Consider the following 12937-nt stretch of genomic DNA (forward strand, 5'->3'; position numbering starts at 1 on the left):
GCGCGGTCAGGCCTCCACGTCCCAGTAAAGCGGGAACATCGGATCGAAGACCGTGACGGGCCCGGCGCCAGTCTCGATCTTCGCCGGGAAGGCGACGGGCGTCTCGCGGCGCACGAGCCGGATCGTCTCGTCGTTGGCGGGCAAGCCGTACCAGGCCGGCCCGTTCAGCGACGCGAAGGCCTCCAGACGGTCGAGCGCCTTCTCTTCCTCGAACACGTGCGCCAGGCAGCTCATCGTATTGATCGAGGTGTAGATGCCGGCGCAGCCGCAGGCGCATTCCTTCAACGGATCGACATGCGGGGCAGAATCGGTGCCGAGGAAGAAGCGCGCATCGCCGGAGACGGCAGCGGCGCGCAAGGCCAGGCGATGCTGCTCGCGCTTGGCGACCGGCAGGCAGTAGTAGTGCGGCTTGATGCCGCCGACCAGGATGGCATTGCGGTTGATGATCAGGTGATGGGTCGTGATCGACCCGGCGAGGTTGGCCTTCGACGCCCTGATGTAGTCGATGCCGTCCTTCGTCGTCACGTGCTCCATCGTGACCTTCAGTTCCGGCAGCCGCCGGCGCAGCGGATCGAGCACGGTCTCGATGAACACCGCTTCGCGGTCGAAGATGTCGACCGACGGTGTCGTTACTTCGCCATGGACACAGAGCGGCAGGCCGATCTTCGCCATCCGCTCCAGCACCGGCATCGCCTTTTCGATGTCGCGCACGCCGCCATGCGAATTCGTCGTCGCGCCGGCAGGATAGAGTTTGACCGCCGTGACAAGGCCGCTCGCCTTGCCGGCCTCGACGTCGTCGGGGCTGGTGTCTTCCGTCAGGTACAGCGTCATCAGCGGCTGGAAGCGGTCGCCGGCCGGCACCGCCGCCATGATCCGTTCGCGATAGGCGGTCGCGTCCGCCGTGGTGACCACCGGCGGAACGAGATTCGGCATGATGATGGCGCGGGCGAAGTGACGGCTCGTATCGCCGATCACCCCCTTCAGCATCTCGCCGTCGCGCAGGTGCAGGTGCCAGTCGTCGGGGCGGCGAATGGTGATTGTTTGCATGCGCTGGAACTCCGCGGCTAACTTGATGGGATGCCGCGCGCATTATCACCCCGACAGGGCCTGTGGCAAACCTTTTGCCGCCTCAGGCCGGCTGGCCACCATACTGGTTCGCCCCCGGCGTGCCCTCGCTGATGTACCAGTAGAGGAGCACGATCCAGCCGATCAGCGGAACGAGGACGATCAGCAGCCACCAGCCGGAGCGATCGGTATCGTGCAGACGCCGGGCGGCCACGGCGATGCCCGGCAGGAGCACGCCGAGCGCGAAGATGAAGCCAAGGATCTCCTGGCCGAAGATCGCCTGGTCGACCATGCCGAGGACCACCGAGGCGAGGAGGTTGAAAAGCGCAAACCACCAGAACTCCGAACGACCCGCGCGCCCGGTGAAATCAGTATACTTCGAAAAGACGGTTGAGACTGCTTCCTGAAAATTCATGATCCCTCTGGCCCCATGGCTGAGTGCTTGCACACCAAGGTTGTGTCCGGGCGACGTTGCAACGATTCGCGCCCGGGCGCAATGTAGGGGGATCAACCCTGCTCCAGGGTGAGGTCAGCCGGTCTGCGGTTTTCCAGGATCAAGCGCCCGTTCGGCAGGTCGTTTTCGTAGACCTTCGCATGCGCGGCTGCCTCACCCAGCTTGTAGCCGCGCCAGCGCGCCCAGAGTCTTTCCTCAAGAACCTCGATCGGCGGCGCGAGCATGATCGAGTAGTCGAACAGGCCTTCCAGGTCGGTCCACTCGCCCTGGTTCAGCAAGAGGTAGTTGCCCTCGACGACGATGAAACGATGCCGGGGTGAAACGGCTCGCGCCGAGGCGATGGCGATCTCGCGCGATCGGTCGAAGACCGGGACCAGAACCTCCTGGTCGGCCGCGCGCACGGCGCGAAGGATGTCGAGAAAGCCGCGGACGTCGAAACTCTCCGGCACGCCCTTGCGCGCCAGGAGCCCGCGCTCGATTAACAGGCCGTTATCGATGTGGAAGCCGTCCATGGGCAGGACTTCGGCGCTTTCTCCCCTTGTCTTCAGGGCTTCGGCCAACTGGTCGGCCATCGTCGACTTGCCAGCACCGGGCGGACCGGCGATGGCGATGAGGAAACGTCCTGCATCTTTCGCCCGGCGGGCGACCTCCGCGGCGATATCGTCGACGGTCGCGATCATGCAGCAAGCGCTTCCACAGGCGGTTCCTTGGCGCCGGTCATGAAGGCGACCGCGTCCGACATGGTGTGCTGCTTGGGGTCGATGACGCACAATCGCCGGCCAAGCCGGTGGACGTGAATGCGGTCCGCCACCTCGAACACATGCGGCATGTTGTGCGAGATCAGCACGATCGGCAGGCCGCGTGAGCGCACGTCGAGGATCAGTTCCAGCACCCGGCGGCTTTCCTTCACCCCGAGCGCTGCGGTCGGCTCGTCAAGGATGATGACCTTGGAGCCGAAGGCGGCGGCGCGCGCCACGGCAACGCCCTGGCGCTGGCCGCCAGACAGCGTCTCGACGGCCTGGTTGATGTTCTGGATCGTCATCAGGCCGAGCTCGGAGAGCTTGTTGCGCGCGAATTTTTCCATCGCGGACCGGTCCAGCTTGCGGAACCACGATCCCATCACGCCGGGTTTCCGGATCTCGCGGCCGAGGAATATGTTGTCGGCGATCGAGAGCGCTGGAGAAAGTGCGAGGTTTTGGTAGACGGTTTCGATGCCGGCGCGCCGGGCCTCGATCGGCGATCGGAAATGCACCGGCTGGCCGTCCAGGCTGATCTCGCCCTCGTCCGGGGTAACGGCGCCGGAGATTGCCTTGATCAGCGTCGACTTGCCGGCGCCGTTGTCGCCGATCACGGCAAGGATCTCGCCGGGATAGAGGTCGAAATCGGCGTTGTCGAGTGCGGTGACGCGGCCATAGCGCTTGGTCAGGCCGCGTGCGGTGAGGATCGGATCGCTTGCCATCAGCCTGCTACCTTTCTGATCCACTGGTCGACGGCGACAGCCGTGATGATGAGGACGCCGGTGAGGAAGACCTTCCACTGCGGGTCGGCGCCGAGCATGTTGAGGCCCATCGAGACCACGCCGACGATCATGGCGCCGATCAGCGTGCCGAGGATCGAGCCGCGCCCCCCGAACAGCGAGATGCCGCCGATCACGGCTGCGGTGATGGCCTGGAGGTTGTAGTCGGTGACGGCGGCCGAAGGCGAGATCGAGCCATTGCGCCCGATCGAGACCCAGGCGGCGAGCGCCGCGATCAGTCCGGCCAGCGTGTAGGCCCCGAGAAGCACGCGATCGACGCGGATACCGGAGAGTTCAGCAGCATCCGGGTCGTCGCCGACCGCATAAAGATGCCGCCCCCAGGCCGTGTGGTTGAGCGCATACCAGAGGCCGAACACGAGCAGAACCACCATCACGACGCCGAGCGTGAACACGGCCGAACCGATCTTGAAGCTGATGCCGAAGACATGCAGCAGCGGTGTCACCGCCGTCACATCGGCTTCGCGGATGGTCGCGTTTGCCGAGTAGATGAAGTTGGTGGCCATGATGACGTACCAGGTGCCCAGCGTGACGATGAAGGGCGGCAGCTTGATCTTGGAAACGAGGAAGCCGTTGAGAAAGCCGCAGAGTCCGCCGACGGCAAAACCGCTGAGGATCGCCAGCGGCGCGGGCAGGCCGTAGGTGACGGCGAAGTTGCCCATGATCACGGCGGAAAACACCATGATGACGCCGATCGACAGATCGATGCCGGCCGTCAGGATGACCAGTGTCTGGGCGGCGCCGAGGATGCCGACGATCGCGATCTGCTGCAGGATCAGCGTCAACGTGTAGGAGGAGAAGAACTTTCCGCCGATCGCCATGCCGAAGATGATGATCGCCGCCACGAGCACGATGAACGGGATTGCGGCCGGCGTCGAATGCAGGAAATGCTGGATTTTCTGGACCGCGGTCTTGTCGTGCGTGTCGAACGACGCGACCTCGGTGGCGCTGTGGACCAGGACCTTCTCGAAGTCCTGGGGTTGTGCGGCTAGGTTGGGCTCGCCCATGACCTTCCTCCCGTGCCCCGCTTCATTGGGGTGCGTGCGTTCCGCGCCGCCCGCCTGCGACCAACAGGCCCGGCACTCATGGAAAGCTGCGCGGTTTTTGCTGTCTTGTCAAAGCGTCGGTGTGCGAAGGGCGGCCGGGCCGCCCTTCGGTTCATGCCCGCGGTGTTGGGGCGAAAGGGCTAGCCCCAGCACTTGTCCGTGCCGGTCTTGACGTCGATCGATTCGACGCCGGCGGCCGGCTTGTCGGTGACGAGCGCCACGCCGGTATCGAAGAAGTCCTTGCCTTCGGTCGGCTTCGGCTTCTCGCCGGTCTCGGCATACTTCTTGATCGCCTCGACGCCGAGCGCGGCCATCATCAGCGGGTACTGTTGCGAGGTGGCGCCGATGACGCCTTCGGCAACCGACTTGACGCCCGGGCAGCCGCCGTCGACGGAGACGATCAGCACGTCGTTCTCCTTGCCGACGGCCTTGAGCGCCTGGTAGGCGCCGACGGCGGCCGGCTCGTTGATCGTGTGGATCACGTTGATGTCGGGATCCTTCTGGAGGAGGTTTTCCATCGCCTTGCGGCCGCCTTCCTCGTTGCCGTTGGTCACGTCGTGGCCGACGATGCGCGGGTCGTCCTCGTCGCCGATCTTGTTCGGGTCCTTCGGATCGATGCCGAAGCCGATCATGAAGCCCTGGTCGCGCAGCACGTCCACGGTCGGCTGCGACGGGATCAGGTCGAGAAAGCCGATCTTGGCGTCCTTCGCCTTGTCGCCCATGGTGGCGGCGGCCCATTGGCCGATCAGCTTGCCGGCCATCAGGTTGTCGGTTGCGAACGTCGCATCGGCGGCAGTCGCCGGGTCGAGCGGGGTATCGAGCGCGATCACGAGCAGGCCGGCGTCCTGCGCCTTCTTGACCTGATCGACGATTGCCTTGGTGTCGGAAGCGGCGATCAGGATGCCCTTGGCGCCGTCGGCGATGCAGGATTCGACCGCGGCAACCTGGCTGTCATGGTCACCGTCGATCTTGCCGGCGTAGGCCTTCAGCGTCATGCCAAGTTCCTTGGCCTTCGCCGTCGCGCCTTCCTTCATCTTGACGAAGAAGGGATTGGTGTCGGTCTTGGTGATCAGGCAGGCGGTGACATCTTCAGCGGCGGCAGGCGAAGCAAATGCGACGCCGAGCGCGAGTGCGCCGAGAGCAGCGCTCACAATGGTCTTCTTCATGTAATCCTCCCAAGGACGAAATGGTCGATGCCGTCTGGGCATCCAGGATGCCGATGCCCGCCTGCTCCTCCGCAGGTCCGTGGTCGCGCTTCCACTTTCAAGGGAAGCACCGAAGCCGGGGTGTTGTCAATAAATAAATCGAATTGAATTATTAATTCGTTGTGGCATGCTGCGGCAAATCGGGGCATAGCCCGCAGAGCAACGCGCATGCCCGGGAATTGGGGATGGCGCAGAAGACTCGAATTGAATCCCTTGCCGGATTTCGGGAGGAGACCTGCATGGCTGAGACAACCGCACCGGCGATCTCGCCGGCGGTGATTCTTGATCCGTCCGGCGGGTCGAACCAGGTGCGCGTGCGGGCCTACAACGAACGGCTCGTCATGTCGCTGGTGCGCCGGCACGGCGAACTGTCCAAGGCTGAAATTGCCCGCCGCAGCGGTCTCTCTGCCCAGACCGTCACAGTCATCATGCGCGCGCTCGAGGCCGATGGACTGCTGATCCGTGGCGAGCCCACGCGCGGCAAAGTCGGCCAGCCGTCGATCCCCATGCGGCTCAACCCGGATGCGGTCTATTCCTTTGGGGTCAAGATCGGGCGACGCAGCGCCGAGCTCGCCGTGATGGATTTCGTCGGCCAGGTCCGACTGCAGGTGCGCCGCATCTACGCCTATCCCATGCCGGACGATATTCTGTCGTTCATCATCGATGGCATTGCCGAACTGGAAGGGCAACTCACCGATGAGCAGCGTCAGCGCATCGCCGGCATCGGCATTGCGACGCCGTTCGAGCTGTGGAACTGGGCCGCAGAGGTCGGCGCGCCGCAGCATGACATGGATCGCTGGCGCGGCGTCGACCTGCAGCGGGATGTCGCCCGTCGCGTCAGCCACCCGGTTTTCCTTCAGAACGATGCGACCAGCGCCTGCGCCGCGGAACTCGTCTTCGGCTTGGGCCAGCGCTATCCCGATTTCATCTACTTCTTCATCGGTTCCTTTATCGGTGGCGGCGTCGTGCTCAATTCGGCACTCTTTTCCGGCCGCACCGGAACGGCCGGCGCGATCGGCCCGCTGCCCGTGCAGGGCAGGGATGGAAGGACGGTGCAACTGCTGAAGATCGCCTCGATCTTCGTGCTGGAGAATCATCTGCGTGCCCGCGGCATCGACCCGAGACCGTTGTGGTATTCGCCGGACGACTGGATCGATTTCGGCGAACTGCTCGAGACGTGGATCCAGGATACTGCTGCAGCACTCGCCCAGGCGCTCGTCGCCGCGGCCTCCGTCATCGACTTTTCGGCGGCGGTGATCGACGGCGGCTTTCCGGCCTGGGTGCGGCAGCGGATCGTGATCGCCACCCGCATCGCGCTCGACCGGCACGATCTGCAGGGCGTGATCATGCCCGAGATACTCGAGGGCGAGGCCGGCAGTCAGGCGCGAACCATCGGTGCCGCCAGCCTGCCGCTGTTTGCCCGCTACCTGCTCGACCAGAACGTCCTCTTCAAGGAAACCGCCTGATATCGACGGGGTAGAGGCTGTTCCGTAGGGAACAGCCAGGCCGCGGATCTCATGGCATGTTCGACTTGCCTTCGAAATCCTCCCCGCCTTGCCCGGCTGCGAACGCAGCCGGGCAATTTTGTGCGTCCTTGAAACGCCCGCCCGCCCGTGCTTCCTTGCACGTGTTCACGGACAAGGAGAATTGTTTGATGCGGGTGCTTGTCGTCGAAAATGACAGGGTGACGGTCCTCGGGCAGGTCGAGACGGCGCTCAGGGAGGCTGGGGCCGAAATCGTGCTGTGCCGGCCCCATGCCGGGGAGGCCCTGCCGGAGGATGTAGTCAGTCACGATGCCCTCGTCGTGATGGGCGGGCCGCAATCGGCGATCGATGATGAGAAGCACCCCTATCTGCCCGACCTGGCGGCATTGATGCGCCAATACGGGGACGCCGGAAAGTCGGTCCTGGGGGTCTGCCTCGGCAGTCAATTGTTGGCGCGTGGCTACGGTGCGACAAACCTGATCGGCGTGGCAGCGGAGTTCGGCTGGTGCGACATCCATCCCACGGACGAGGGACTCACTGACCCGCTGCTGGCATCGGTCGGTGGTACGTTCCCGATCTTCCAATGGCATAGCGATACCTTCACGCTGCCCGCTGGGGCAACGCATCTGGCGCACAATGCGATCGCTGCCAACCAGGCCTTTCGCCTCGGCCGCGCAGCTTACGGGACGCAGTTTCATTTCGAGGTCGACCGAAGCGTTGCCGAGCACTGGCGCGACGTCTTTCCCGATCAGATCGAGCGTGTGTCGCCAGGATGGCTCGAACGTCACGATGAGCTTGCCGCCGCCCATGGACCGGACGCCGACGCTGCTGGGCTCGCGATCGCGCGCGCCTGGGTTGCGACGATCGAGGCGGGGATGGCCGTTGCTGGTGACGAGGCTGCCGTTATAGGATCGTCAGGAGGTCCTCCGCCGGACCCTTAGGCGGTCCGCTTCGGCGCCCAGGCGGGAGAAGGGGGCGATGGAAGCCTTCGGTCATTTTGTCGCAGCAGGTTGATCAGCATCCGGCGCCGTAGTACCCGGGACCCTGCATAGGACGACCTATGCCGCTACGCTTCGTCGGGGACGGCCCCACCAACCAAGGGGTCGATGATGGCGGGGCCAATCGAACAATTCGAAATCAGATCACTCTTCGACGTTGCCGAGTTCGGCGCGATTGATATCGATTTCACCAATTCCGCGGCCTACATGGTGCTTACCGTCGTCGCCGCCAGCCTGTTTCTGGTGCTCACGACGAGCCGCCGTCTGCTGGTGCCCGATCGTTGGCAGTCCGCGAGCGAACTCCTCTACGAATTCGTCGCCAAAACGTTGCGGGAGAATGCCGGAGAGGCCGGAGCGCGCTTCTTTCCGCTGGTCTTTTCGCTCTTCATGTTCATCCTAACGGCGAATCTGATCGGCATGTTTCCGTTCGCCTTCACCGTGACGAGCCACATCGTCGTCACCTTCGCGCTTGCGATGCTGGTCTTTCTCACGGTGACGATCTGCGGGGTGGTCCGCCACGGTATTGGCTTCTTTCGCCTCTTCCTGCCCTCCGGCGTTCCGATCGTCCTGGCGCCGCTCATCGTTCCGATCGAGGTGATCTCCTACCTTTCGCGGCCGGTCAGCCACTCCGTGCGTCTCTTCGCCGTCATGCTGTCCGGCCACATCACGCTGAAGGTGTTTGCGGGGTTCGTCGTCGGCCTCGGAAGTCTGGGATCGCTCGGCATGCTGTCTGCGATCGCACCGCTCGCCATGACGGTTGCCCTTACTGGCCTCGAACTGCTGATGGCCGTGATCCAGGCCTATATCTTCACTATGCTCACCTGCATGTACCTGAACGACGCGCTGCATCCTGGCCACTAGGGTCCACCGGTCTCGCCGGGAGGCCGCCGGGAGAGTTCGTATCAGTTCACGCTCACCGGCCTGGAGCGAATGCGTGACACGGTCTCCCGCTCCGCCCGCTTGCAGCGCATGGGTGGAAGGCCGCGGTCCATCAGGTCCATGTCCTCGAGCACCATTTCGCCCATTTTCTTGAAGGCGCTGTCGAGCGCGCCGGCCCGATGGGCCGACCGGATGAAGCCCTTGAGCCGTCGGACCGGGTGATCCGCCGCAAGCGGCTCCTGCGGGTAAACGTCGCTCGCAGCGACGATCCGGCTGCTCTCGACGGCCGCGATCAGGGCGTCGAAATCGACGACGTCGGCGCGGCTGAGCAGGATGAAGGCCGCCCCCTTGCGCATCCGCGCAAAGGCTTCGGCGCCGAGAAAGCTCTTGTTCTCGCTGGTCACGGCGGCGACGACGAAGACGAAATCGCTCTCCGACAGGACCGCGTCGAGCGAGGCGGGTTCGACGCCGGCTTCCCTCAGGATCGACGGCGGCATCCAGGGGTCGAAGACGCGGATGCGGGCGTGGAAGCCTGACAGGACACGGTTCAGCGCCTTCCCAAGGTCGCCGAAACCGATGATGCCGATGTCGGAACCGGAAACGAGGCGCGCGCCGGCATTGCCTTCACCGCCCCAGCGTTCGCGCCCCTCGCGAAAATCGACATCGGCATCGATGACGCCGCGGGCAAGGTTCAGTGCCAGGGCGAGGCCGAGTTCAGCGACGGGTTCGGCAAAAACCTGCCCGGTCGTCACCACATGAATCCCACGGGAAAACAGGATGTCGTAGGGCATGTTGTTGATGAGATTGCTCTCGACATTGAGGATGCAGCGCAACTCGGGCATCCGGCCAAGCGTCTCTGCCGAGAGCGGCGGCTGGCCGATGATGTAGCGTGCCTCGGAAAGAATGGAGTCGTCGAGCCTGCCGATGTTTTCGGAATCTGCCTCGACAATCCGGTAGTTTGTTTTGAGGCGTCCAAGTGCCTCGGGTGTGAAGATCAGATCGAGTGTTCGCGGCTCGGGCGCGCTGATTACCAGTGGCTTGGTCGTCTCGGTCATGGCTTTCCCCCCGCTCGTCAATCGCTACTCTTTCTGAGCGCCCGATAATACGGGCACGCCGCGTGTCAGGCTACCAGCCGATACCCCGCAGATCACGTTCGCGCGAAGGGGGCGGGTTGCGGCTGGTAAACGTCCGGCCGTTCTGCGTGCATGTGTAGACCGGCTGCTTTAATTCACCCCACCGACGCGGCTCGGTCTCCTCGTAATCTCGCGTGCAAACCACTTCGTCCTTTTGGGCCGCGTCTTCCGGGGCTTTGACGCCGGGAAGGTCGGTGAATGTCTCACTTCCACCGTCGACGGTGAATGCACCCAGCGGCTGCCCAAAAGCCATTGGCGGGAGCGCCGAGAGGAAAAGAGCGAGGAGGCAGCTCAAAGTGCGGTGTCTAAAGGGCTTATTCATCGTTGGTCTTCTGATCGGCGCGCCATATCGCCGCTTTGGAGTACCCCGACGGCCAAACATGCGATATAGCGCACTCAAAGTTTGTGCGGTTTCATGTGGGGTCTTCGATGGCGAATGCAATACGATATCACGAGGGCGACATCCCGGCGGCGGATGCGGCGCGCTACACCGGTGCGATCGCGATCGACACCGAGACACTCGGCCTGATCCCGCGCCGGGACCGGCTCTGCGTCGTCCAGCTTTCGCCTGGGGACGGAACGGCCGACGTCATCAAGATCGCCGCCGGCCAGACGCGCGCGCCCAACCTCGTCGCAATGCTGAGCGACCCGTCCCGCCAGAAGATCTTTCACTATGGCCGCTTCGACATCGCCGTGCTCTTTCACACCTTCGGCGTCACCTGTTCGCCCGTGTTCTGCACCAAGATCGCCTCGCGGCTGACGCGGACCTACACCGACCGGCACGGCCTGAAGGACAATCTGAAAGAACTCCTGGACATCGATATCTCCAAACAGCAGCAGTCCTCCGATTGGGCTGCCGAAACGCTGTCGCAGGCGCAGCTCGAATATGCCGCTTCCGACGTGCTGCACCTGCATGCACTGCGCGACAAGCTCATGGCGCGGCTTGTCCGGGACGGAAGACTGCAACATGCGGAGGCCTGCTTCGCCTTCCTGCCGACGCGGGCCAAGCTCGATCTGCTCGGCTGGGAAGAAACCGATATCTTCGCCCATAGCTGAGGAGCCGGTGTCCCGAATACTGCAGGTGCCCCGGGTAACACCGGCTTAACCATGCCTCTTTATCCTCTGCTGCAGAGTCTATCGATTTTGCAATCAGGACAATTGCATGCTCCCGCCGTTTCAACAGTCAAACGGCCAATTTGCGACCGACCAGCTTCGCTCGATGCTCGAAGACATCGAGGCACGGCGCAAGGAGGCCGAGGACAAGGCCGCGGGCAAGGACAAGAACGACAGAATCGTCGGAACACATGCCGATCCGGTCTCGGCGGCGGCGAACGAAAAGATCAACGCCCATTTCTTTGGCGCGATGAAGGGCGATCCAGATCCGTTGGCGACCCTGATCGCACGCTTCGCGTCGGCAGTGGGACTGTCGCAGGGACATGACGAATCGGGAAAAGCCTTTGCGCAACGGCTCAGTGACGCTGTGGCCATGCTGGAGTACCAGAAGGCCGATTCGCTTGGAAAGCCCGTCAAGATTTCGCTGAAATCGCTGGGTGTTCCCGAAGAAGATGTCATCGCCGTCCTCAATGGCACGGCAACGACGGGCGCCGACCCCGCGGCGCAAATGGCCGCGCGCATTGCCAAGGAAGCAGGCTTGACCGGAGAGGAGAAGGACTTCGGTGAACAGATCTCCGCCGCGCTGATGTCAGTGCGTGCCACCTTGCCCGAGAACGTCGATCGCATCGAAGAGAAGACCGGTCTGAAGGAGCTTGGCCTGAAGGCGCAGGACATCATCGACGCGATCGCCAATCCCTGGGGTGAGGCGGCCCGGAAGGTAAAGGCGGCGCTGGCAGAGAAGGCCGAAGACGACAAGTCGATGACGCGGGAGATGCGCAAGGTGCTTCAGCGTCTTGAGGATGTCGCGGATCCGAAGACCGTCGAGGAACTGAAACAGCGCGATACGAGGTCCGAACCGGGCAGGGTCGAGGACGCTGAGACAAAAGCGGAGCGCAAGCAGGACATCCAGAATCTCGAGAACGCCGAGAAGCTGGAAGACGTCCGCGAACAGCAGGACGCCGTGAAGGAGCACCTCGACGGTGTTGAGAGCACTGTTGACGCAACGGCATCCACCGACGGCAGCCTGCAGATCATCCAGGTCCTTGCATCCCAGGCGGTCAGGCACGAAGCGGACAATGACGACGCAACCGAAAGCGGTAACGCTTCGGCCGAGAACGGTGCGGGGAACCTGTCGAACGCTGCACTGGGCGCGCAAGCGGAAAACGAGATGCGCGACATCCTGCAGCTATCCGAGGCCATCGATCAAAACAATGTGCTGGTGCTGCCCGTCGACGATATCGGGATTTACGACCTGCTGAGGCGCAAGGCCGCCTGAACCAGGCCGTCATGCGCGCTGATTGAACCCGTTCCCTACGGCCCACTTTTGCGCACGATCCCGACCCGCGCGAGGACCGCTTTCGGGATCTCGTAGCGGCGGATGATGTCACGCTGGTCGCGCAGGCCGCACATCTCGCGCTGGATGAAGAAGGCCCAGACGGCATCCGCCGCCGAGTCCAGCAGGTCCTCGCGCAGTTTCGGCTCGCACCCAGGCCCGGCATCCATCTTCAATCGCTCCAGTACCTTTTCGACCTTGAGCCCGTGGCGGCCAAGCGCGTCGGCGCGTTCGGCCATCAACTCGTATTCGAGCACGTTGAAACCGGAGAACGTCGGTCGGGCAAGCGATTGCGGCGGGCGTACGGACATTGGGACCTCCAATGATGCTGGCCAGGCATATCGTGAAGATCGGAAATGGCAGGACGATGTGCAAGCCAAAAAAGCATCGCGATTTTGCGCGCTGATGGTCCCGGCCAGAGCTCGTCTCCGCTCCCTTTGGGCGATGCCCCGCATTTCGGAGTCCGCCAGCGCGGCCCCCGCCTGTAACGTCTGGCAGAGCCGATTTTACCAGGTGTTAACCATATGATGAGAGGCTTGGCCCATTGATTGTCTTGCGCGACATCCCGGCAGGAGATCGGCGAACCGATCGCTGTCGGTGCGTGCATCGTCAGTTCTTGCATCCGCGGCCACGATTTGCCGCGCGTGCTTGCAGGGCCCTCGCCGCGCGGGCCGCCAGCCAGTCCGAACCTGA

At 63.5% G+C, this 12937-nt stretch carries 13 protein-coding genes; 5 read left to right on the forward strand and 8 right to left on the reverse strand.

Translation table 11 applies throughout. The features are described from left to right. Positions 1–6: 6 nt before the first annotated feature. The 6 genes from pyrC to AC1DDS_RS10445 form a co-directional block, all read right to left on the reverse strand. Entirely contained in the window at positions 7–1047 is a 1041-nt protein-coding gene (gene pyrC / locus AC1DDS_RS10420) for a dihydroorotase (protein ID WP_477478839.1), read from the reverse strand. A gap of 82 nt (positions 1048–1129) precedes the next feature. Next, positions 1130–1480, reverse strand: coding sequence for a DUF805 domain-containing protein (locus AC1DDS_RS10425; RefSeq protein ID WP_477478840.1), 351 nt, complete (start codon positions 1478–1480; stop codon positions 1130–1132). Between the two features lie 92 nt (positions 1481–1572). Continuing rightward, complete coding sequence (locus AC1DDS_RS10430) at positions 1573–2199, reverse strand: nucleoside triphosphate hydrolase (RefSeq protein WP_477478841.1); 627 nt, start codon at positions 2197–2199, stop codon at positions 1573–1575. Beyond that, positions 2196–2978, reverse strand: coding sequence for an ATP-binding cassette domain-containing protein (locus AC1DDS_RS10435; RefSeq protein ID WP_477478842.1), 783 nt, complete (start codon positions 2976–2978; stop codon positions 2196–2198). The genes AC1DDS_RS10430 and AC1DDS_RS10435 overlap by 4 nt, the downstream gene beginning before the upstream one ends. Further along, on the reverse strand, positions 2978–4060 hold the full coding sequence (locus AC1DDS_RS10440) for an ABC transporter permease (protein ID WP_477478843.1): 1083 nt from the start codon (positions 4058–4060) through the stop codon (positions 2978–2980). Before AC1DDS_RS10440 ends, AC1DDS_RS10435 begins: the two co-directional genes overlap by 1 nt. A gap of 179 nt (positions 4061–4239) precedes the next feature. Continuing rightward, positions 4240–5265, reverse strand: a complete 1026-nt coding sequence (locus AC1DDS_RS10445) for a substrate-binding domain-containing protein (protein ID WP_477478844.1) — start codon at positions 5263–5265, stop codon at positions 4240–4242. 278 nt (positions 5266–5543) lie between these two features. Between AC1DDS_RS10445 and AC1DDS_RS10450 the strand changes: the two genes are divergently transcribed. The 3 genes from AC1DDS_RS10450 to AC1DDS_RS10460 all read left to right on the forward strand — a co-directional run bounded on the left by AC1DDS_RS10450 (position 5544) and on the right by AC1DDS_RS10460 (position 8647). Further along, positions 5544–6770: an ROK family transcriptional regulator gene (locus AC1DDS_RS10450; RefSeq protein ID WP_477478845.1), complete on the forward strand. Its 1227-nt coding sequence runs from the start codon at positions 5544–5546 to the stop codon at positions 6768–6770. 188 nt (positions 6771–6958) lie between these two features. Next, positions 6959–7729 (forward strand): type 1 glutamine amidotransferase, encoded by a 771-nt coding sequence (locus AC1DDS_RS10455; RefSeq protein ID WP_477478846.1) that lies wholly within the window; start codon positions 6959–6961, stop codon positions 7727–7729. 168 nt (positions 7730–7897) lie between these two features. Beyond that, on the forward strand, positions 7898–8647 hold the full coding sequence (locus AC1DDS_RS10460; protein ID WP_477478847.1) for a F0F1 ATP synthase subunit A: 750 nt from the start codon (positions 7898–7900) through the stop codon (positions 8645–8647). A gap of 41 nt (positions 8648–8688) precedes the next feature. On the opposite strand, the gene AC1DDS_RS10465 is transcribed toward AC1DDS_RS10460, so the two are convergent. After that, positions 8689–9720: a hydroxyacid dehydrogenase gene (locus tag AC1DDS_RS10465; protein WP_477478848.1), complete on the reverse strand. Its 1032-nt coding sequence runs from the start codon at positions 9718–9720 to the stop codon at positions 8689–8691. Between the two features lie 507 nt (positions 9721–10227). On the opposite strand from AC1DDS_RS10465, the gene AC1DDS_RS10470 reads away from it, so the two are divergent. Together AC1DDS_RS10470 and AC1DDS_RS10475 are read left to right on the forward strand one after the other, a co-directional pair. Beyond that, positions 10228–10854: a ribonuclease D gene (locus AC1DDS_RS10470; RefSeq protein WP_477478849.1), complete on the forward strand. Its 627-nt coding sequence runs from the start codon at positions 10228–10230 to the stop codon at positions 10852–10854. A 106-nt stretch (positions 10855–10960) separates the two neighbouring features. Next, positions 10961–12187, forward strand: coding sequence for a hypothetical protein (locus tag AC1DDS_RS10475; RefSeq protein ID WP_477478850.1), 1227 nt, complete (start codon positions 10961–10963; stop codon positions 12185–12187). A gap of 35 nt (positions 12188–12222) precedes the next feature. On the opposite strand, the gene AC1DDS_RS10480 is transcribed toward AC1DDS_RS10475, so the two are convergent. Then, positions 12223–12555 carry a DUF6665 family protein gene (locus tag AC1DDS_RS10480; protein WP_477478851.1) on the reverse strand — a complete coding sequence of 111 codons (333 nt, stop codon included), beginning with the start codon at positions 12553–12555 and terminating at the stop codon, positions 12223–12225. Between the last annotated feature and the right edge of the window lie 382 nt (positions 12556–12937).

It is taken from the genome of Mycoplana sp. 10N416 (assembly GCF_056394765.1).

Coding starts and splice junctions, on each gene's coding strand:
- pyrC (WP_477478839.1), bottom strand. CDS start 1,047: ATGCAAACAATCACCATTCGCCGCCCCGACGACTGGCACCTGCACCTG.
- AC1DDS_RS10425 (WP_477478840.1), bottom strand. CDS start 1,480: ATGAATTTTCAGGAAGCAGTCTCAACCGTCTTTTCGAAGTATACTGAT.
- AC1DDS_RS10430 (WP_477478841.1), bottom strand. CDS start 2,199: ATGATCGCGACCGTCGACGATATCGCCGCGGAGGTCGCCCGCCGGGCG.
- AC1DDS_RS10435 (WP_477478842.1), bottom strand. CDS start 2,978: ATGGCAAGCGATCCGATCCTCACCGCACGCGGCCTGACCAAGCGCTAT.
- AC1DDS_RS10440 (WP_477478843.1), bottom strand. CDS start 4,060: ATGGGCGAGCCCAACCTAGCCGCACAACCCCAGGACTTCGAGAAGGTC.
- AC1DDS_RS10445 (WP_477478844.1), bottom strand. CDS start 5,265: ATGAAGAAGACCATTGTGAGCGCTGCTCTCGGCGCACTCGCGCTCGGC.
- AC1DDS_RS10450 (WP_477478845.1), top strand. CDS start 5,544: ATGGCTGAGACAACCGCACCGGCGATCTCGCCGGCGGTGATTCTTGAT.
- AC1DDS_RS10455 (WP_477478846.1), top strand. CDS start 6,959: ATGCGGGTGCTTGTCGTCGAAAATGACAGGGTGACGGTCCTCGGGCAG.
- AC1DDS_RS10460 (WP_477478847.1), top strand. CDS start 7,898: ATGGCGGGGCCAATCGAACAATTCGAAATCAGATCACTCTTCGACGTT.
- AC1DDS_RS10465 (WP_477478848.1), bottom strand. CDS start 9,720: ATGACCGAGACGACCAAGCCACTGGTAATCAGCGCGCCCGAGCCGCGA.
- AC1DDS_RS10470 (WP_477478849.1), top strand. CDS start 10,228: ATGGCGAATGCAATACGATATCACGAGGGCGACATCCCGGCGGCGGAT.
- AC1DDS_RS10475 (WP_477478850.1), top strand. CDS start 10,961: ATGCTCCCGCCGTTTCAACAGTCAAACGGCCAATTTGCGACCGACCAG.
- AC1DDS_RS10480 (WP_477478851.1), bottom strand. CDS start 12,555: ATGTCCGTACGCCCGCCGCAATCGCTTGCCCGACCGACGTTCTCCGGT.